Annotated in this window: 19 protein-coding genes; 11 read left to right on the forward strand and 8 right to left on the reverse strand. The window is 29.9% G+C overall.

Features of this window, described 5'->3' with window-relative positions:
* Positions 1-121: 121 nt before the first annotated feature.
* On the forward strand, positions 122-1,384 hold the full coding sequence (locus AC5M21_RS04960; RefSeq protein WP_008787572.1) for an HD domain-containing protein: 1,263 nt from the start codon (positions 122-124) through the stop codon (positions 1,382-1,384).
* Positions 1,365-1,778, forward strand: a complete 414-nt coding sequence (locus tag AC5M21_RS04965; protein WP_054689100.1) for a GNAT family N-acetyltransferase — start codon at positions 1,365-1,367, stop codon at positions 1,776-1,778. The genes AC5M21_RS04960 and AC5M21_RS04965 overlap by 20 nt, the downstream gene beginning before the upstream one ends.
* Positions 1,779-1,998: 220 nt before the next feature.
* On the opposite strand, the gene AC5M21_RS04970 is transcribed toward AC5M21_RS04965, so the two are convergent.
* On the reverse strand, positions 1,999-3,054 hold the full coding sequence (locus AC5M21_RS04970; protein WP_008787574.1) for a hypothetical protein: 1,056 nt from the start codon (positions 3,052-3,054) through the stop codon (positions 1,999-2,001).
* A 1-nt stretch (position 3,055) separates the two neighbouring features.
* Complete coding sequence (locus AC5M21_RS04975; RefSeq protein WP_278559930.1) at positions 3,056-3,688, reverse strand: C39 family peptidase; 633 nt, start codon at positions 3,686-3,688, stop codon at positions 3,056-3,058.
* A 780-nt stretch (positions 3,689-4,468) separates the two neighbouring features.
* Here AC5M21_RS04975 and AC5M21_RS04980 point away from each other — a divergent pair.
* The 3 genes from AC5M21_RS04980 (at position 4,469) to AC5M21_RS04990 (ending at position 7,220) form a co-directional block, all read left to right on the forward strand.
* Positions 4,469-5,311 carry an RNA polymerase sigma factor gene (locus AC5M21_RS04980; protein WP_008787576.1) on the forward strand — a complete coding sequence of 281 codons (843 nt, stop codon included), beginning with the start codon at positions 4,469-4,471 and terminating at the stop codon, positions 5,309-5,311.
* A gap of 9 nt (positions 5,312-5,320) precedes the next feature.
* Positions 5,321-6,007, forward strand: coding sequence for a DUF2461 domain-containing protein (locus tag AC5M21_RS04985; protein ID WP_008787577.1), 687 nt, complete (start codon positions 5,321-5,323; stop codon positions 6,005-6,007).
* A 118-nt stretch (positions 6,008-6,125) separates the two neighbouring features.
* Positions 6,126-7,220, forward strand: coding sequence for a putative glycoside hydrolase (locus tag AC5M21_RS04990; protein ID WP_008787578.1), 1,095 nt, complete (start codon positions 6,126-6,128; stop codon positions 7,218-7,220).
* A 46-nt stretch (positions 7,221-7,266) separates the two neighbouring features.
* Here AC5M21_RS04990 and AC5M21_RS04995 read toward each other — a convergent pair whose 3' ends face one another.
* Entirely contained in the window at positions 7,267-9,840 is a 2,574-nt protein-coding gene (locus tag AC5M21_RS04995) for a cation-translocating P-type ATPase (RefSeq protein ID WP_008787579.1), read from the reverse strand.
* Positions 9,841-10,131: 291 nt separating this feature from the next.
* Between AC5M21_RS04995 and AC5M21_RS05000 the strand changes: the two genes are divergently transcribed.
* From AC5M21_RS05000 to AC5M21_RS05020, 5 genes are all read left to right on the forward strand, one after another.
* A complete protein-coding gene (locus AC5M21_RS05000) occupies positions 10,132-10,731 on the forward strand; it encodes a DedA family protein (protein WP_008787580.1) in 600 nt (199 codons plus the stop codon).
* Positions 10,732-10,810: 79 nt separating this feature from the next.
* Positions 10,811-11,197, forward strand: a complete 387-nt coding sequence (locus tag AC5M21_RS05005; RefSeq protein WP_008787581.1) for a hypothetical protein — start codon at positions 10,811-10,813, stop codon at positions 11,195-11,197.
* 80 nt (positions 11,198-11,277) lie between these two features.
* Positions 11,278-11,811, forward strand: a complete 534-nt coding sequence (locus AC5M21_RS05010; protein WP_008787582.1) for a GNAT family N-acetyltransferase — start codon at positions 11,278-11,280, stop codon at positions 11,809-11,811.
* Positions 11,808-12,524, forward strand: coding sequence for an aspartate/glutamate racemase family protein (locus AC5M21_RS05015; RefSeq protein WP_008787583.1), 717 nt, complete (start codon positions 11,808-11,810; stop codon positions 12,522-12,524). Before AC5M21_RS05010 ends, AC5M21_RS05015 begins: the two co-directional genes overlap by 4 nt.
* Positions 12,521-13,048: a cysteine hydrolase family protein gene (locus tag AC5M21_RS05020; RefSeq protein ID WP_008787584.1), complete on the forward strand. Its 528-nt coding sequence runs from the start codon at positions 12,521-12,523 to the stop codon at positions 13,046-13,048. The genes AC5M21_RS05015 and AC5M21_RS05020 overlap by 4 nt, the downstream gene beginning before the upstream one ends.
* A 414-nt stretch (positions 13,049-13,462) precedes the next feature.
* Here the strand turns inward: AC5M21_RS05020 and AC5M21_RS05025 are convergent, their stop codons facing one another.
* The 4 genes from AC5M21_RS05025 to AC5M21_RS05040 all read right to left on the reverse strand — a co-directional run bounded on the left by AC5M21_RS05025 (position 13,463) and on the right by AC5M21_RS05040 (position 15,208).
* On the reverse strand, positions 13,463-13,657 hold the full coding sequence (locus tag AC5M21_RS05025) for a transposase (protein ID WP_017143890.1): 195 nt from the start codon (positions 13,655-13,657) through the stop codon (positions 13,463-13,465).
* 112 nt (positions 13,658-13,769) lie between these two features.
* Entirely contained in the window at positions 13,770-13,994 is a 225-nt protein-coding gene (locus AC5M21_RS05030) for a hypothetical protein (RefSeq protein WP_008787586.1), read from the reverse strand.
* 255 nt (positions 13,995-14,249) lie between these two features.
* Positions 14,250-14,552 carry a transposase gene (locus AC5M21_RS05035; RefSeq protein WP_029158194.1) on the reverse strand — a complete coding sequence of 101 codons (303 nt, stop codon included), beginning with the start codon at positions 14,550-14,552 and terminating at the stop codon, positions 14,250-14,252.
* 206 nt (positions 14,553-14,758) lie between these two features.
* Positions 14,759-15,208, reverse strand: coding sequence for a hypothetical protein (locus tag AC5M21_RS05040; protein WP_008787588.1), 450 nt, complete (start codon positions 15,206-15,208; stop codon positions 14,759-14,761).
* 641 nt (positions 15,209-15,849) lie between these two features.
* Between AC5M21_RS05040 and AC5M21_RS05045 the strand changes: the two genes are divergently transcribed.
* Positions 15,850-16,020, forward strand: a complete 171-nt coding sequence (locus AC5M21_RS05045) for a hypothetical protein (RefSeq protein WP_008787589.1) — start codon at positions 15,850-15,852, stop codon at positions 16,018-16,020.
* 210 nt (positions 16,021-16,230) lie between these two features.
* On the opposite strand, the gene AC5M21_RS05050 is transcribed toward AC5M21_RS05045, so the two are convergent.
* Positions 16,231-18,108 (reverse strand): transglycosylase domain-containing protein, encoded by a 1,878-nt coding sequence (locus tag AC5M21_RS05050; protein ID WP_237713641.1) that lies wholly within the window; start codon positions 18,106-18,108, stop codon positions 16,231-16,233.
* Between the last annotated feature and the right edge of the window lie 39 nt (positions 18,109-18,147).

Below are 18,147 nucleotides of genomic sequence, written 5' to 3' on the forward strand. Positions count from 1 at the left end.
CTTTCCTCCTATATATATAGTATACGCCTATTTTTAAACTCAAACAATCTTTTTGATTTGTCAATAAAGAATAGACTTCGCTACTTAGGATTTGGTAAAATATAGTAAAGAAGGTGAAAATATGAATAAAGAAAATTTTTCATTAAGAGATATAGAAATGAATGAAAAAAGGGTACTAAGAGATGCTATTCATGATTACATTCATGTTGATCATTTGGTTATTTGGCATTTGATCAATTCACAAGAAATGCAGAGATTAAGAAGAGTCAAACAATTAGGAGGAACCTATCAGGTTTTTCAGAGTGCAGAACATTCCCGCTTTGTACATTCATTAGGTGTTTATCAAGTTGTACGCAGAATGTTGGAAACAGAATGTTTAGATAATGAATTAAATGATTATGATAAATTATGTGTCATGTGTGCTGGTTTGTTACATGATATTGGACATGGTCCGTTTTCTCATTCTTTTGAAGGCGTATTTAAAGAAGATCATGAAAATATAACTGTGAGAATGATTTTAGAAGACAGCGAAGTTCATAATATCTTGATAACAGTTCATGAAGATTTGCCAACGGATATTGCAGCTATTATTCAACATACACATAAAAATCAGATTCTTATTCAAATGGTATCTAGTCAGCTTGATGCTGATCGTATGGATTATTTACTAAGAGATTCTTATATGACAGGGACAACGTATGGACAATTTGATATGTCTCGTATTCTTAGAACAATGAGAATCTGTGATGGAAAGATAGTTTATAAAGAGTCTGGTGTTCAGGCTATAGAAAATTATATTTTAGCGAGATATCACATGTATTGGCAGGTTTATTATCATCCAACTGCAAGAAGCTATGAACATTTATTACAAAGTGTGTTTCAGCGTGTTAAAGATTTATTCTCAGAAGGATATTCTTACAAAACAGATTTGAAGTATTTATTACCTTTTTTATATGATGAATTAACTGTTGATGATTTTACAAGATTAGATGAAGCAGTTGTTTTGTATTACTTTAGAGAGTTTATGAATGAAGATGATTTTATTTTGAAAGATTTATCAGCAAGATTTCTAAATCGAAAATTATTTAAATATAAACAATTAAGAAATCAAGAAGAACTTGATGATATCAAACATATATCATCTTCATTAGGATATGACCCTCGTTACTATATTATTAGTGATAATCAAAAGCAGGTACCATATTTACATTATGGAGAGAGTGGAGAATTAAGTGAAATTGAAATATTATCTCCTAGTGGTGAATTATCACCATTACCAAGCAAATCGGAAATTGTTTCAGCTATCTTAAACTCTAAATTGTATAAATCAGATAAGAAAGTATTTTTTCCAAAGGAGATTAAAGATGAAGTTTGTGTTTTATAAAGAATTAATAGAAGATGCTAAAATGATTAGACAAAAAGTATTTGTTGAAGAACAAGGATTTGAAAATGAATTTGATGATATTGATCAAAGAAGTTTACACCTCGTTGTTTATCAAGATAATGAACCAATTGGCTGTGCCAGAATGTATCCTGAAAGAGAGAATATGATTTTAGGAAGAATAGCAGTTTTAAAAGAATATAGAGCATTACACATTGGAAGTGATATATTGCACGTATTAGAATTAAAGGCTAAAGAATTGAATTATCAAACTGTTTGTTTATCAGCTCAAGTCAGAGCAAAATCTTTTTATCAAAAAAATGGGTATATTAATTTTGGTGAAGAATATCTAGATGAGTATTGTCCTCATGTTTATATGAAGAAAAAAATAGCTTAATATGTATTGTAAAATATATTGATATTGTTAGCTTTTACTGGACAATATCAATAAAAATGATTTAATTTTTATAAATTTTCTCAAATCTTATTGAAAACACTAGTTACATTCTCATAATTTAAAAATGCCTAACACACAAGTGAATATGTTGGGCATTTATTTGAAATGAAAAGGTCATAAGATATTATTTATGATTGTATTAATTTAGTCATGATACAGATTAATTATCTTTTGAAGCATAAATATATATTATAATTCCTTTTTCATTTTCTTTATAAAATATAATGTACTCACCATTTGTTACTTCATAATTATCTGCCTGATTGCTAAATACCTTTCTTGGTGTTATGCTTAAATCTTCATCAATAGAAAATAGTGATGTTATCAATCCGTCATTACACACAATCATATTGTTAAAGCGATAATAACCATTGATGTATTGATTGTTTTTTCTACTTTCTTTTGTTTTGATGTTATAAATATAAAGATCATGAATTTCTGAGTGGTTTTTAGCCTCCATAGAAATAATATAATCACCAACTAAGATAGGATGCATTACAGCATTTGATGATGCTTGAATTATATCTTTTTTACCATTTGTTGTATCATAAATATAATAATATGACTTGTTATCTTTCTCATCACTCCATAATAATTTGTTTGCATTTCTTTCTAGATGAATATTATGAACTCCTATACTATTTAATTGAGAAATAACATCTACTTTACCGTTGATACAATCATATCTCTTGATACTGCCCTTAATTGTATTATCTATTAATTCCTCTTCTTCAATCCAATAGACTGAATCATCAATCAAAGCTGGTATTGTGAATGATGGAGCACTGGTTTTTATAGAATTCACTTTTTTCGTTTCTCTTGTTTTTCTATTCATGACATAAATATTGTCCTGCGTCCCAGATATCTCCATATCTTGCCAAACGAGCCAATTGTCGTTAACTTCTATTCCCTGAATATTTGCACTGTCATACTCGCTTTCATATAGGATTTCTGTTTTCTTGGTTTCAATATTATATTCAACTAGCAATCTCGTATCAATAATATCTGAATTTTTACTACGGTCAGATGCTCCCATATAAATCATAGGTTCGATAACCTTGGGAGACCATATATCAATATATGGTGTTTGAATCTCATAAATGCATTCTATATTCACGTTTTCAGCTTGTGGTTCTTTTTGAGACTCTGGATTCTTCTTTTCTGGTGTACATCCTGATAGAATGAAAAGAAATACAATAATTATTCGTTTCATCATTCTAATATACCAAAACTTTATTAGATCCGTTTCTTTCAGCTTGAGTGACCGCTTGATAGATTTGAGATATTGGATTGCTATATACACCATAGTATTTATTGTCATAATGAGGATCAACTCTTGTTGCACTAATGACTATACTTGTGCCAGTTGAATAATTTTCTCTATCAACTACCGCTTTTATAGTGTTATAGTGTCTATAGCGAACCCCTCTATACTGAGAGATACCTGAATCATGACCAGTGTCTATTAAGATTATAGGTGCAGTATAAGCGCCTTTAATTTGAGACTTAAGTGCTGATGAAAAGAATGCACTTGGACTTGTTTTATCTAAAACGTTTGTAGCTGTATAAGACTGTTTTAAGCGAAATGTTGTCTTGTAACTGTTCATGACATTGGCAATTGCAGCACTAGATGTAGCCCCAGCAGATATTGTACCTAATTTAGAAGCTAATGTAGATTGAGATGGCAAAGAAATAGTCATGTGATTGTAAGCTCTATGAAAACTTAATGCCTGACGAGTAACTGCAGGTCCACACCAAGTTGTTTTCTCTTGCTTGAAGTTAGTTACATACATACTATAAGTACGATCATTGTAGGCTGCTCTAGGGCTTATTTGATTATTAGTAGCCATAGTTGTCTTAAGCGCTTCTTTTTCTGTTTCTGCTATTTTAGAATCAATCTCTTCTTGGGGAAGGTCTTGTACTTCGTCTTCATTACTGACTCCAGTATTTGAATCAGTAGCATAAACAGAATTGATTGCTATGAAAAGCGAGAATAAGATTGTAAAAATAGAAATTGTTCTTTTCAAAATAAATCCCTCCTTGTATAAAATTGTGAATAACTTAAAAACTTTACATTAGTTATTATAATGCAAGGACATTTTCCTCCTTTCTATAAAGTTTTGTAGACCTTGTACAAATCTCAATGGGATTGTAATGGGAGTTATTGGGAATTTTTTTGTATATTCTTATAATTATTTAATAAATTATGAAGTTTGATTATTATATTAGCATTTCTATTTATTAAAGATTAGTCTTATCTACTTTAAGAATAGCATTAAATATTCTAAACTGTCAATGATTGTAAATTGACATAGTTCGACATTTGAAAATATTGATGGTGACAAGATAATTTTCAGGTTATGAATTGGTAGTATTATCTTTATTACTTTGACAAATTATGAGATAGTTAAATACAAGGGTGAATTTGGCATAAATCTACTAACTTAAGATACCAATTATAATTTTGATAGAATGTTATCAATTAATTTACAATAATATATGGTATTATCCCTATATTTATATGAAAAAAGAAGTTATTTAATGGTATGATTAAAAAAAGTCATACCATTTTACTATATAAATGTCACAAAATATGAAATTCATGTCTAATTACAGAGAGGAGAAAAAGAATGACAAATAAAGAATTAGAAGAAATTATTAAATTAGCAGTAGAAGGAGATAAAAAAGCATTAGAAATAGTTATATCAGATATTCAAGATTTTGTTTTTAACCTTTCACTAAGAATGTTAGGAACAATTGCTGATGCTCAAGATGCAACCCAAGATATATTAATAAAAGTGATAACTCATTTATCATCATTTCATTATGCTTCACAATTTAATACATGGGTTTATCGTATAGCAACCCATTATTTAATTGATTATAAAAAATCAATGTTTGCAAAATATCCTTTAGACTTTGACTATTATGCGAATGATATACGTGCTGGTTATATAGAAGATCATGAAGAAATAAGAATGGGTATGAGTCAAGAAGAACTAGCTAAAGAATTAAAATTATCTTGTACAAATGTGATGTTACAATGCTTAGATGGACAAACACGATGTGTATTTATATTAGGAACGATGTTTCAAATAGATAGTCGTATGGCTGCTGAAATATTAGATATGACTCCTGAAAACTATCGCCAGAAATTATCACGTGCAAGAAAGAAAATGGCAAAATTTTTAAGTGAAAATTGTGGCTTAAGTGAAACGGGTTGTTGTGATTGTCAAAAACGAGTATGTTATGCTATTGAGTCTCATCGTTTAGATCCTAAAAATTTAGAATATCAGAAATTACCACGACTAGAACAATCATTATTAGAGGATTACATGGACTCTATGATGGTTTTTGAAGACAAAATGCCAGTTTTTGAAGAATTACCAAAATATCAATGTCCATCTGTAGTGAAAGCATTTATCCAAGATATTATGAATTCAACACATATGAAAAAAATGAAACAATACTAGGAGAATGAAATGGCTGATTTGAAGAAAATTTTAGATTATTTATCTAAATTAGAATTGAATAATAATCGTGAATGGTATCATAATCATAAACAGGAACGATTAGAAATATTACAAGAATTTGAAAATTTTTTACAGGATCTTATTTTTGAAATAGGGAATTTTGATGAAAGTATTCTACATATTAATCCAAAGGATATAACTTTTAAAATGGTAAGAGATACGCGTTTTGGTGCCGATAAATCACCATATAATCCAGTCATGCGGGCACACATATCTGCGAAAGGAAAATTACCAATACCAGTAGGCTATTTTATTTCGCTTCAGCCTCATGATGGAACTATGCTTGGAGGAGGGTTATTTGCAAGTACATTTAAAGATGCAACAAGTATGATAAGAGATTATATTTTAATTCATGGTGAAGAACTTGATAAGATTGTCAATCATTCTGATTTTCAATCAAGATTTTCACTTTTAGGTGCAAAGCTTAAAAAAGTTCCTAGAGGATATGATTCTGAGCATCCTTATGGCGATTATTTAAAATATAAGAGTATGTTTGTTGAAGAGTTTATAGCTGATAGAGAATTGCATGATTATCAATCGTTTGTAAAATTAGCAGCAAAAGAATTTCAATATATGAAGCCTCTTAATGATTTTTTAAATAAGGCACTGATTGATTTTCAGATGCCAGAAAGATAAAATGGCAGGACTATTATCGTCAAGAGATAATAGTTTTTTATTTTCACTCTGAATTTATGGCACTGATATTTGTTTCATTGTATACTATGTATATAAAATAGAGGAGGATATCATAAATATGAGTCATACTTACACATTACAACTTCATACAGGTAGTTTTGTTCATCAGATGCATACGTTTGATGAAATCAAAGAAAAGGCTGAACGGATAATAAAGAAACTGAAAATCAGTGATATCATATTAGGGTGGAATACTGATGAAAAATTGAATCAACAATTGGTTTCTTATTTTCATGAGAAGGGGATAAGAGTCTTATTATGGCTACCTGTTTTATCTGAAACAGACCAACTTAAAAACATAACAATGATAACAACAGTGAATGGAACGCAAGGTGAAAGGGTTAATGTTATTGAACATGAAAGTTTTTCTTTTTCTTGTCCAGGAACTCAACAAAATATTGATCATGTCATTAGCATTTATGAAGAGTATTTTTCTGATATTCCTTTTGATGGAGTATTTATTGATAAAATACGCTTCCCATCTTTTGCAAATGGATATGAAGAAGGTTTTGGCTGTTTTTGTCAATCATGTCAAGAGAAACTGACTGGAGTTGATTTAGATGAAATAAAATTATTAATTCATAATCATGACCATTCACTTTTAGCTGGTCAATATGATAAAGAAGGCATATATCATTTTGATCATCAAGAAGTTGACGCATTTTATAAGCAACGTGCCAATATTATTACTGATTATATAATTGCTTTAACAACTTATTTTTCATCTCGTCATTTGATTGTTGGTGCTGATATCTATGCTCCATTTTTAGCTTATCATGTGGGACAAAATACAAAGAAGATAAGTGAAGTCGTGGATTTTATTAAACCCATGATGTATCGATATACAGAAGCTCCAGCAGGTATGCGTTATGAATATCAAGCATATGTTCAGCATTTTGATGATTCCAAATGTTTTAGAGATTACTGGGATGATGATCCTGCTAGTGATGAAAGTATAAAAAAACAGTTAGAATTCTTATCTAATTTACCAACTCATGTTTTTCCTGGTATTGAAATCAATCCGATTGATGGGATATGTTCAACTGACCAATCAAAACTGAAACAAAATCTTGAACTTTTTAAAGATTATTCAATAATCTCATTATGTTGGGATCTTATGCAGATGGATGAAACATTTTTAAATATATTATAAAAGAAAGCACATCGATAAACCAAATAAGGTTATGATGTGCTTTTCACTATTTTACAAACATTTTCTTAGCTTGAATGATGAATGTAGGAATGAGTGCAAAACCATAAATGCATAAGAGTTGAATAATTGAAATACTATGAATCATGAATAAACTATGCATAACTGGAACAAATAAAATCACATGAAGTAATGCAAATCCAATTAAGAAAGCATAAACACTAGATTTATTTGATAAGAGTCCAATCTTTGTTAATGGCTGGTCACTACGACAGTTGAAACCATGTAGTAAACGAGCTAAACAAATTGTCGCAAAAGCCATTGTTGAAGCTGTTAAAGGATCACCTTTTAAACCCATTAAGTAAGCACACATTGTACAAATCGCAATAACAATACCTTCATAAGTAATCTGAGAAATTGTATTCTTATTCAAAATAGAATCTTGAGAGTTTCTTGGTTTTTCTTTTAATACATCATTACGACTCGCTTCCATACCAATAGCAATAGCAGGTAAAGAGTCAGTAATCAAGTTCATAAACAAGAGATGCACTGGAAAGAAAGGAGTAGGTAATAAGAGCAATGATGCAATTAAAACACAGAGGATACCAGCAAAATTCCCAGATAACAAATAATTAATAGAATTCTTAATATTGCGATAAACATTTCGTCCAGTGATAACAGCTTTAACGATTGTTGAGAAGTTATCATCAGTTAAGATCATACTCGCAGCATCTTTTGAAACCTCTGTTCCTGTAATTCCCATTGCCACACCAATATCACTTTGCTTTAAAGCAGGAGCATCATTGACACCATCACCAGTCATTGCAACAATATCACCACGTTTTTGCCATGCTTTCACAATTCTAATTTTATGTTCTGGAGCAACTCGAGCGTAAACACTGATATGTGTTAACTTTTCATCTAGTTCATTTTCAGTCATATGGTCAAGTTCTTGACCATCAATTGATAAGTCCCCATCTTCATAAATACCAATTTTTTTAGCAATACTTCTTGCTGTAACAACATGATCACCAGTAATCATAATTGGTTTAATTCCAGCCAATTTACATTTTTCAACGGCTGACGCACTTTCTACTCTTGGAGGATCCATTAAGGAAATTAAACCAATAAATGTTAAATCATGTTCATCATCGAGTTTGATTTGAGATCCATTAAAATCTTTATATGCAAAACCTAAAACACGTAAACCATTATGAGCACATCGCTGGTTTTCTTTGTGAATAGCATCGATATGTCTTTTAGAAAGAACTTCTTTTCGACCATTAATCAAGATAGATGTACATCTTTTAATAATGACATCAGGAGCACCTTTTGTGTAAATATGATTGAGTGAAGAAACACTCATAAGTTTTCGATCAGAATCAAAAGGTAACTCATATTTTCTAACTGCGGTATTTTTAAATTCTGCATCATTTTGGGTATATTCATTAACTAAATCAATTAATGCTAATTCAGTTGGATCACCGATTCTTTGTTCATCATTGATAACTGCATTATTACAAAGAATACATGATTTTAATAAGACACTATGATCATGATGACGACTATCTAAATCAGAAATATTCATCAATTGATCATAAAAATAAATTGTTTGTGGAGTCATCTTATTTTGTGTAAGTGTTCCTGTTTTATCACTACAAATAACAGAGACACAACCTAAACTCTCAACTGAGTTTAAATTTTTAATAATAGCATTTTCTTTGACCATTTTTTGTGTACTCATAGACAATACAATTGTAACAATAGAACTTAATGCTTCAGGAATTGCTGCAACTGCTAATGCAACAGCAATCATTAAAGAATCAAGTAAAGACTGTTTTGCTAAAAAAAGATTTAGACATAATACAATCACACAAATGATCATAATCCCAATAGAGAGTTTACCACTAAATTCATCTAAACTTTTTTGTAGTGGTGTTTTTCTTTCTTTAGCTTCATTAAGCATAGAAGCAATTTTCCCAATTTCTGTTTGCATTCCAATACTTGTGACAATATAACGTCCCGTTCCATTTGTCACCAAACTTCCAGAAAAGGCCATATTCTTTTGATCACCAACAACGACTTTTTCATGAATGACATCAGTGATCTTATCAACACTTTCCACTTCTCCAGTTAATGCACTTTCATTAATTTGTAATGAAGAACATTGAATAATACGGCCATCACCACTGATAATATCTCCAGCTTCAATCTGAACGATATCACCAATTGTCAATTCAGTAGAATCAATTTCTTGAATGCTGCCATTACGAATGACCTTGGCTTTAGGAACTGAAAGTTTCTTTAAACTTTCTAGTGATTTCTCTGCTTTTAGAGTTTGCACTGTTCCTAAAATAGCATTCACAATAATAACTGCCACAATAACAAGTGTACTTTCTAATTGCCCACTAACACCTGAAATAATAGCGGCAATAATTAAAATAATAACTAATAAATCTTGAAATTGTTTCAAGAAAATCACAAAAGGACTTTCTTTTTTCTTTTCATCAAGCACATTATAGCCAAATTGCTGATGACGTTGTTCAACCTCTTGATCAGTTAAACCATTTTGATTTGACTGACATTCTTTAAAAACCTGACTGACTTCTTTTTGATAAAACATACATTTCCTCCTCATACTTCTCTCTAGCAAACAAAAAAGACAAGCTCGCTAAAGATCATAATTTCTTTAACGAGTCTTGTCTTTAAGATGCACCAGAATAGTTAACTATCCGCGTTTGTTGATTACATCACACTATTGTGAGACTACTCCCTCATTGCAATTATATTAACATACTCGATAAAATATGTAAATAGCGAATATTTATTTTTGTTTTGTCTATATAATAATAAGCACTTTTATTTTAACATAAAAGTATGAGGAATTATGTAATATTATGGAGGGGGTTAATAGATGCAGGATTGGATTATGTTTGTCATGGAGGAGTATGGTTATATCAGTCTGTTTTTGTTGATGATTATCGAAAATGTGTTTCCACCTATTCCTTCTGAAGTTATATTAACATTTGCTGGTTTTATGACATCAATGACTTATTTATCGATTCCAGGGGTTATTATTGTAGGGTCATGTGGTTCATTTTTAGGTGGATTTATTCTTTATTATTTAGGTCGTTTATTGACACCAGAAAGATTAGAAAGGCTTTTAGAAAGTCGATGGGCTAAATGGTTACATTTCCACAAACAGGATGTTGAGAAAACTCAGAATTGGTTTTTAAAACATGGTAAAAAAGCAGTTTTTTTTGGGCGTCTTGTTCCAATGATTAGAAGTCTTATTTCGATTCCTGCTGGGATGGCCCAAATGCCTTTTATGAGTTATTCACTATATACACTTTTAGGAACACTTTTATGGGATACTTTACTTGTTTTGGCTGGAACATATTTAGGTCAACAATGGACCCTTATTTCGACATTTATGAGTGAATATGATTTGGTTTGGAAGGTTATTCTTATTGGTTTGGTTATTTTTTGGTTTGTGAGAAAAAAATTACGTTAATATTTATTGCTTTTCACATATTTATCACATATTTCCTAGTTAGACTGATACAAGTATATTACACGAGGAGGAAATAAACATGAGTATAAATAAGAAAAAGGTAAGTGGAGCAAAGGTTTCTAAAACAGCAATTGCTTTTTATGTTTTATCAGCTTTATTAATGATTGGCTTTTTACTAACAGTTTATAATGTAACTGTTTATATTCAAAGTCTTCTATCAGCTGGTTCTATTTCTTTAACTGCAAATTGGATGGATGTTGTTTTATATTATGTCAATAATACAGCCATATATCTAGCATTAAGTGCACTTCTATTTGGAATGGGATATGTTATTGCTTATATCAAAGGAAAAAGTGTGAAAACGGTAAAAGAAGTCATTGAAGATAATGTAGAAGAAGTTGTTGAAGATGATAATGAAGAAGTCAATGATATCTTAGAAGAAACAAAAACAGAAGAAGAGTTATAAAATGAATGAGCATCTTTATGATGCTTTTTTTCTTTCAGTAAAGAATTATGTTATAATAGTCAAAGTGAAGGAGAAGAATCATGATTTGCAAAACAAAGCGTTTATATTTACGAGAACTTGAGCAAGATGATTTTAGAGATCTTGCTGAAATATTACAAGATCCAGAAGTTGTTTATGCTTATGAACATCATTTTTCTGATAATGATGTACAGGAATGGCTTGATCGGCAATTCATGAGATATGCCAAATATGGATATGGATTATGGGCCATTGTTTTACAGACGACTGGAGAAATGATTGGTCAAGCTGGATTAACAATGCAGCCTTATCAAAACCAAGACATATTAGAGGTAGGCTATTTATTAAAAAAGAGGTTTTGGCATAATGGTTATGCTTTAGAAGCAGTTCATGAATGTATACAATATGCATTTCATACTTTGAATCAAAACAAGGTTTACGCTATTATAAAGGCTGATAATGAACCATCTATTCAAGTTGCAAAACGCTTAGGTATGAAAAAAGAGGATGAATTCATAACTCAGTATTATCATGGTGATATGTTGCATTATCTTTTTTCGTGTGAAAATAAAATTGAGGAGGAAAGGTTATCATGAAAACGATTGGTTTAATTGGAGGTATGAGTTGGGAAAGTACAGTTTCATATTATCGAATTATTAATGAAGAAATAAAAAAACAATTAGGTGGATTACATTCCGCAAAGGTTGTTTTATATAGTGTAGATTTTGCAGAAATTGAAAAATGTCAAGCAGAAGGGGACTGGTGTAAAAGTGCCAGAATTTTAACTGAAGCTGCTCAGAGTTTAGAAAAAGCAGGGGCTGATTATATTTGTATTTGTACAAATACTATGCATAAAGTTGTTACGCTTATTCAACAAGGAATACATATTCCAATTATCCATATTGCAGAGGCAACTGCTCAAAAACTTCAACAGGAGCATATTCAAAAAGTCGCTTTGTTAGGAACAAAGTATACAATGACACAAATGTTTTATAAACAAAAACTTATTGATGCAAAAATTGATGTTCTTGTTCCTAGTGAATCTGATATTGAGATTGTTAATAATATTATCTATAATGAGTTGTGTCTAGGTGTTATCTCCAATGATTCAAAAGAAAAGTATATAAAAATTATTAAAGATCTCGTATTACAAGGAGCACAGGGGGTTATTTTAGGTTGTACAGAAATAGGATTATTAATTCATCAAGAGGATATGAGTATTCCTGTTTTTGATACGACTCAAATTCATGCTCAAAAAGCAGCTATAATGGCTATCGAAAACTCATATGTAAAGGAGAAAAACAAATGAATTATGATGCTATGATTATTATTGATATGCAGACAGCTTTAATCAATGAACATCCATTTAATGAAAGAAAGGTGATTTCAAATATTCAGGAACTTATCTCTCTGTGTAGAATGCAGAATATTCCTCTTATCTATATTCGTCATGATGGAGGAACTGGTGATGAATTAGAGAAAGGGACTGAAGGTTGGGAAATACATAAAGCCCTTGCTCCTAGTCAAGAGGATTGTATTATTGATAAAAAATATAACAGTGCTTTTAGACAAACAGTTTTACGTGAATATTTAGAAAATTTAAATGCTAAAAAAATTATCATGTGTGGTATGCAAACAGAATATTGTTTTGATGTTTCTTGCAAGGTTGCATTTGAATATGGATATGAAGTGACAATTCCTAAAGATACCACAACAACTTTTGATAATGATTTTACAAGTGGTGAGAAATTAGCTCGTTATTATGAAGAAAAAATTTGGAATCATAGATATGCAAATGTATTATCAATCGATGAAATAAGAGATACTATGTAGTTTTTCAACTCAGTTCTTAAAAAGAATTGAGTTTTTTCTTTTCTTGTTGTTATCAAAAGATATAGAGAGCATTCTAGAGAAGAGTTCAATGGAATAACTTCATGAACTGACAATTTATATTTTTGATATAAAGACCAATGATGATGTTATGCAGTTATTAAATGATTTATAAATAATAAATGGGCTGTAACGAATAAGATTTTTAAATCTTAGACATTATGCTTTTTTCTTTATGATAAATGAAGATTGGATAGTTTTAGTAATAGTACAAACATTTTAATTGTGAATAACTTTTTTAACACAATAAAATATATCTGTATTTTATGTTTAAAAATTCGAGATTTTGCAATGGCAATAAGTCGATTGCCTATTGTTTCTTATTGTGGTATTTCCTTACATTGAATCCAATGCGTACTAGATATATCTCTTTTTTACATTTTGGATTCCTCTTCTTCGTATCTGAGTATATTCAATATCCTGTTTTAGTAATCCAAACACTCCTTCTAATTGGATACTTCTTTGTCTTTTCATTTCTTTTCCTTGTGGTGTAGATAAGTTTTCATCTATTTTATTCTGCATCTTTGATTGGCTATGTTGCATATGTTTCATATACTTCTTTATATCTATTCATAAAAGGGATAAAGTTTTTAGTATCCGTTGGATTTGTGAAGATTCCTGTATGCATAACGTATTCATCACTAACTCTTATTTGGAGATTATATCATGGTTTAAAGACACCAGTTTGATTATAGTCATCATATTTCATTTGTATAAATGTGGTATCATAATCATTCTTAAAATAACTATTTTTATCCCCACATATGTCTAGTGATGTTTCATATTGTAACAACTTGATATAACTGACTAATATAGTATCATATGGTCTTTGAATATCCGTTTTTCTTGTTCTGATACCATATACAATAGTAATATCTCTAGCTAGCATTATTTCCATTAAGTAGTTTGTAATTACTCCGATATAATCAGAGTATACTTTCCATGAGTTTGATAATTTGTATGTGACATATCATTGATTAATGGAATATGGGTAGTTATTTTTTTCAAACTGTTTCCTTTGATAATTCAGCACTGCTTTCTTTCATATAAAACTATTCTTCTTGGCGTTAGCTTCTAATTTAGTTCCATTAATATATAAGATAGAAGTATCAATAGTATCTAGTTCTATTAATATTTAGTGATATCATAAAAAATATCTTCTATAAATTCTCCAAGTGAAGAGATAAAGCGTTGGAACGCCATAAAAAGATGAAGTCTCATTATTCGCCAAGTACATGTATTCAATATCATATTTACATAACGCTTCAAGTTCTTTAAGACTAGGAACTTTATTCATAAATGCAAACAACACAACACTTAATATCATATGAGGGTCGTAGCCCTGATTACCACGATGAGGTAATCGATTAAAATACCTATTTGTATTGATTCCTTTCATAACTTCTAAGAATGATGTCACAGGATCATCAACAGGAATAACAGTCAAAAAATCTAGTGGAAGTTTGAGTTGAAATGCGTTATACTTACCATTAAGTAATGGGTAATTAGATTCAATATTTCAATAGTATTCATAATTTAATTATACTAAAATAACACATAAACTCTACATGAGCTTACGTGTTATTTTGTTTATTAAGACTATATCACTTTTCTAATGCGCTACAGCCTCTCTCTATATTAAATATACTTTTTCTATTTGCTATTAATTATATTTGCATTCAGGGCAAATCCACAATCAAAATTTTTTTCAATATTATCAATGTTTCCATCATTGGTGGTTGCTGTTCCAGAATATTTAAGGGTAGTTTCATTATCTTGGACTTCTATATCTAGTTTGATATCGGATTTGTCATAGTTATCCCTTATATATGCACAAAAGAATTCATGCTGCATAATAATACTATTGGTTTTCAACTCTATAGATGCAGAAGGTTCAGCGATTCCAGTTGGTTCAATACTAATATGAGGTGCTTCAATTATAATGCCTTCTTTTCCTGTAGGACCATCACTAATTTTAATAGTAACCTCAGGGTGATATGAACACCAAAAATAATATGTTCCAACACTACAAACCATAAATACAATAACTGCAAATATGACTAAATTTCTTGTCTTTATCTTAAACTCCATATATTCTTTCATGTTTTTGACTATCCTTTCTTATTCTTTAAAAAGAACGACCTAATTGGTAAAATTATTGATTAAATATTTGACTTAGTTATTTTGTATGTAAATCCTAGTTCACCATATAAGCAAGTTATAAAAAACTTACCATAAGCCGTTGTAGTATAATTTAAGACTTTTAGATAGTTTATTGAACTAAGGTCCTTAGTCCAATACTCAGCATCATAACCTACTAGGATACCATCAATTCATTCATATTCAAGCTCATTATAAATAATTTTATTATTCACTAGATAATACTTTACATAATCTATAATAATATAATTTTCTGCAGCATTTACACCAATACTGCTAGATGCTATAGTTAACATAAATATTAATATCAATACTATTCTCTTTTTATTTATCCCTTCTTTTAATTAAGTATAGATATATATATAATAAATTTTCGCCTACTTTCCATATATTATTTATCCTTTTGAACAATTATATCATATGGAACTGTAACGAGTAAATAGCTTGTATATTGTTTCTAAGTATGCAAAATCGCTCAGTTTTGCCAGATTTATTAAAGATGATCTGACTATGCTAAATATTTTCTTTTAAAAGAACCAAGTATTGATTATCTTTTAAGTATAAGCGATAAACTGGAAACATATATGAATGACAATGAGATTGAATTTGTTTATAGCAAAGGGAAAAGAAAAAGTGAAATACAAAAATTATATGATGAATTAAAAAAGAATGCTCTTAAACTGTGGGAATATGCCATTCATTTGGATACGCTGGGGGAGAGAGAAACAGCTGTTCTAAAACAAATCATGATGTAACATTTATGGATATGAAATATTCAAGATATTATAAAGAAAAGGAAAAGAAAACAAAAAGAAGCAGTTTATTTGTAAAAAGTAATACATGTTTTTAAGTACATCAAAAAACACAAAAAGTTATTTACAACAAAAAATAACAACCTCCATATATAAGAAAAAGAAGCTGAACGTTCTAAATAGCTAAAAAACTATTTATTCGTTACAGCTCCTTTAATTATTTTTGAACCAGTAAACAACACCATTTTCCTGATATTCACCACTGATGGGATTGATAGGAATCTGTTGAAGTTTTTCTGTAGGTTTATACCAAGATTCATCTTTTTGAAGTTCATTAGCCATTGTTTGAAAGATAACTTTTGGAATTTTAGAATCTGTAGCCATAGTCATTTCACGATTATCATCATAGCCAACCCAACTGAGAATAGTGTAATTAGGATTAAAGCCTGCGCAAAGTGAATCATATGATGTAGAACCTGTTTTGACTGCAAAGGTTGTTTTGGTTGGATAAGCAGACATTGTTGCAGAAGTATAAGTATTAAATGCTTTATTGAATGGTGCAGTCAAAAGTTGATTGAGAATTAAACAAGTCTCTTTGTTCAATAACTGTTCATCTTTATTTTTACGTTCATACAAGATATCTCCATGATCATTTGTTATTTTTGTAATTGTATGAACATCATTATATGTTCCCTCATTAGCAAAGGTTGTATAGATATTTGCTAATGAATAGATATTTGTATTTAAAGTTCCTAAAGCCAAAGATGGATGTGGAGAAACATGTGTAAATCCAAATTTTGACAGAGCATTTACAAGAGCCTGCTCTCCTAAAAACATATGTGTTTTTACAGCGTAAATATTATCACTGACAGCAATTGCTTGAGCTAGTGTAATATCACTATTGGCATATTTCTTATTAAAATTGGTTGGAGCGTATGTTTTACCACTATCTAATTGAAAAGTTGTTGGCTCACTTTTAAATTTTGTTGTTGGAGTAAATCCATTTTCTAAGGCAATATAATAAAGAAGTGGCTTCATAGTTGAACCGATTTGGCGTTTTGCACTTGTTGCACGATTAAATTGAGAAGTTGCATAATCTTTACCCCCAACTAATGCCAGCACTCCAGCATCATGACTGTCTACGATCATACTTGAGATTTCTAATTCCTCTTTATCTTTCATTTGATTATCTACTGTTTGATTAAGTTTATCTTGAACAGTTGGATTTAATGTTGTTTGTACATTTAATCCTTGATTAATATAACTTTCTTTATAAAATCCTAATTCTTCCAATTCTTTAATAACAGCATCTTTATAATAAGGGTAAGAAAGAGTAAGTGCAGATGAAGGATCTTTATTTAGTTGAAATGGTGTTTTATAAATCTGATTGGCCTTATCTTGAGTTATATATTTTTCATTAACCAATTGATCTAAAACAAGTTTTTGGCGTTCTTTGGCTCTTGTCATATTTTTAAATGGAGAAAAATATTCTGGTCCATTCACAACACCAGCTAACATTGTTGCTTCATTTAAATCTAAATTTTTAGGATCTTTATTAAAATAATAACGGGATGCATTTTTAATCCCATAAATCCCATGACCAAAATAAACTGTATTTATATAACCTTGTAGAATTGTATCTTTATCATAATGAGCTTCTAATCTGGTTGTTAAAAAAGCTTCTGTAATTTTTCTTGACCATGTTTTTTCATTAGTTAAAAACATCAATCGAGCATATTGTTGTGTAATCGTACTTGCACCTTCTGATTTTCCACCTTCAAGAACATTCGCCTTAACTGCACGTAAAATACCAATTGGGTCAAAACCTCTATGAGAATAAAAACGATGATCTTCAATTGCTACAATACTTGCTAAAAAGTCTTTGGAAACATCTTTTAATGCAATATCATTACTCTGCTGATTAGATTGATAAAATAATTTCTCGCTTTGATCATATAATTTAATATAATGACCTTGTCCAAGTTGTGGGGCAGCCATCATATAACTTACACCATATATAACCATTACAAAAACCATTCCAGTAATGATAACTCTACGAACCCATTTGACAAAAGTTTTCAACTCTATCACCTCATCTCTCATTTTTACCGAAAGTGTGGTATAATATTC

It is taken from the genome of Coprobacillus sp. (genome assembly GCF_984815275.1).

Coding starts and splice junctions, on each gene's coding strand:
- AC5M21_RS05010 (WP_008787582.1), top strand. CDS start 11,278: ATGATTTGCAAAACAAAGCGTTTATATTTACGAGAACTTGAGCAAGAT.
- AC5M21_RS04990 (WP_008787578.1), top strand. CDS start 6,126: ATGAGTCATACTTACACATTACAACTTCATACAGGTAGTTTTGTTCAT.
- AC5M21_RS04960 (WP_008787572.1), top strand. CDS start 122: ATGAATAAAGAAAATTTTTCATTAAGAGATATAGAAATGAATGAAAAA.
- AC5M21_RS05040 (WP_008787588.1), bottom strand. CDS start 15,208: ATGAAAGAATATATGGAGTTTAAGATAAAGACAAGAAATTTAGTCATA.
- AC5M21_RS04970 (WP_008787574.1), bottom strand. CDS start 3,054: ATGATGAAACGAATAATTATTGTATTTCTTTTCATTCTATCAGGATGT.
- AC5M21_RS04975 (WP_278559930.1), bottom strand. CDS start 3,688: ATGGCTACTAATAATCAAATAAGCCCTAGAGCAGCCTACAATGATCGT.
- AC5M21_RS05045 (WP_008787589.1), top strand. CDS start 15,850: ATGAATGACAATGAGATTGAATTTGTTTATAGCAAAGGGAAAAGAAAA.
- AC5M21_RS04985 (WP_008787577.1), top strand. CDS start 5,321: ATGGCTGATTTGAAGAAAATTTTAGATTATTTATCTAAATTAGAATTG.
- AC5M21_RS05020 (WP_008787584.1), top strand. CDS start 12,521: ATGAATTATGATGCTATGATTATTATTGATATGCAGACAGCTTTAATC.
- AC5M21_RS04980 (WP_008787576.1), top strand. CDS start 4,469: ATGACAAATAAAGAATTAGAAGAAATTATTAAATTAGCAGTAGAAGGA.
- AC5M21_RS05015 (WP_008787583.1), top strand. CDS start 11,808: ATGAAAACGATTGGTTTAATTGGAGGTATGAGTTGGGAAAGTACAGTT.
- AC5M21_RS05025 (WP_017143890.1), bottom strand. CDS start 13,657: ATGAAACATATGCAACATAGCCAATCAAAGATGCAGAATAAAATAGAT.
- AC5M21_RS04965 (WP_054689100.1), top strand. CDS start 1,365: ATGAAGTTTGTGTTTTATAAAGAATTAATAGAAGATGCTAAAATGATT.
- AC5M21_RS04995 (WP_008787579.1), bottom strand. CDS start 9,840: ATGTTTTATCAAAAAGAAGTCAGTCAGGTTTTTAAAGAATGTCAGTCA.
- AC5M21_RS05005 (WP_008787581.1), top strand. CDS start 10,811: ATGAGTATAAATAAGAAAAAGGTAAGTGGAGCAAAGGTTTCTAAAACA.
- AC5M21_RS05030 (WP_008787586.1), bottom strand. CDS start 13,994: ATGCTAGCTAGAGATATTACTATTGTATATGGTATCAGAACAAGAAAA.
- AC5M21_RS05000 (WP_008787580.1), top strand. CDS start 10,132: ATGCAGGATTGGATTATGTTTGTCATGGAGGAGTATGGTTATATCAGT.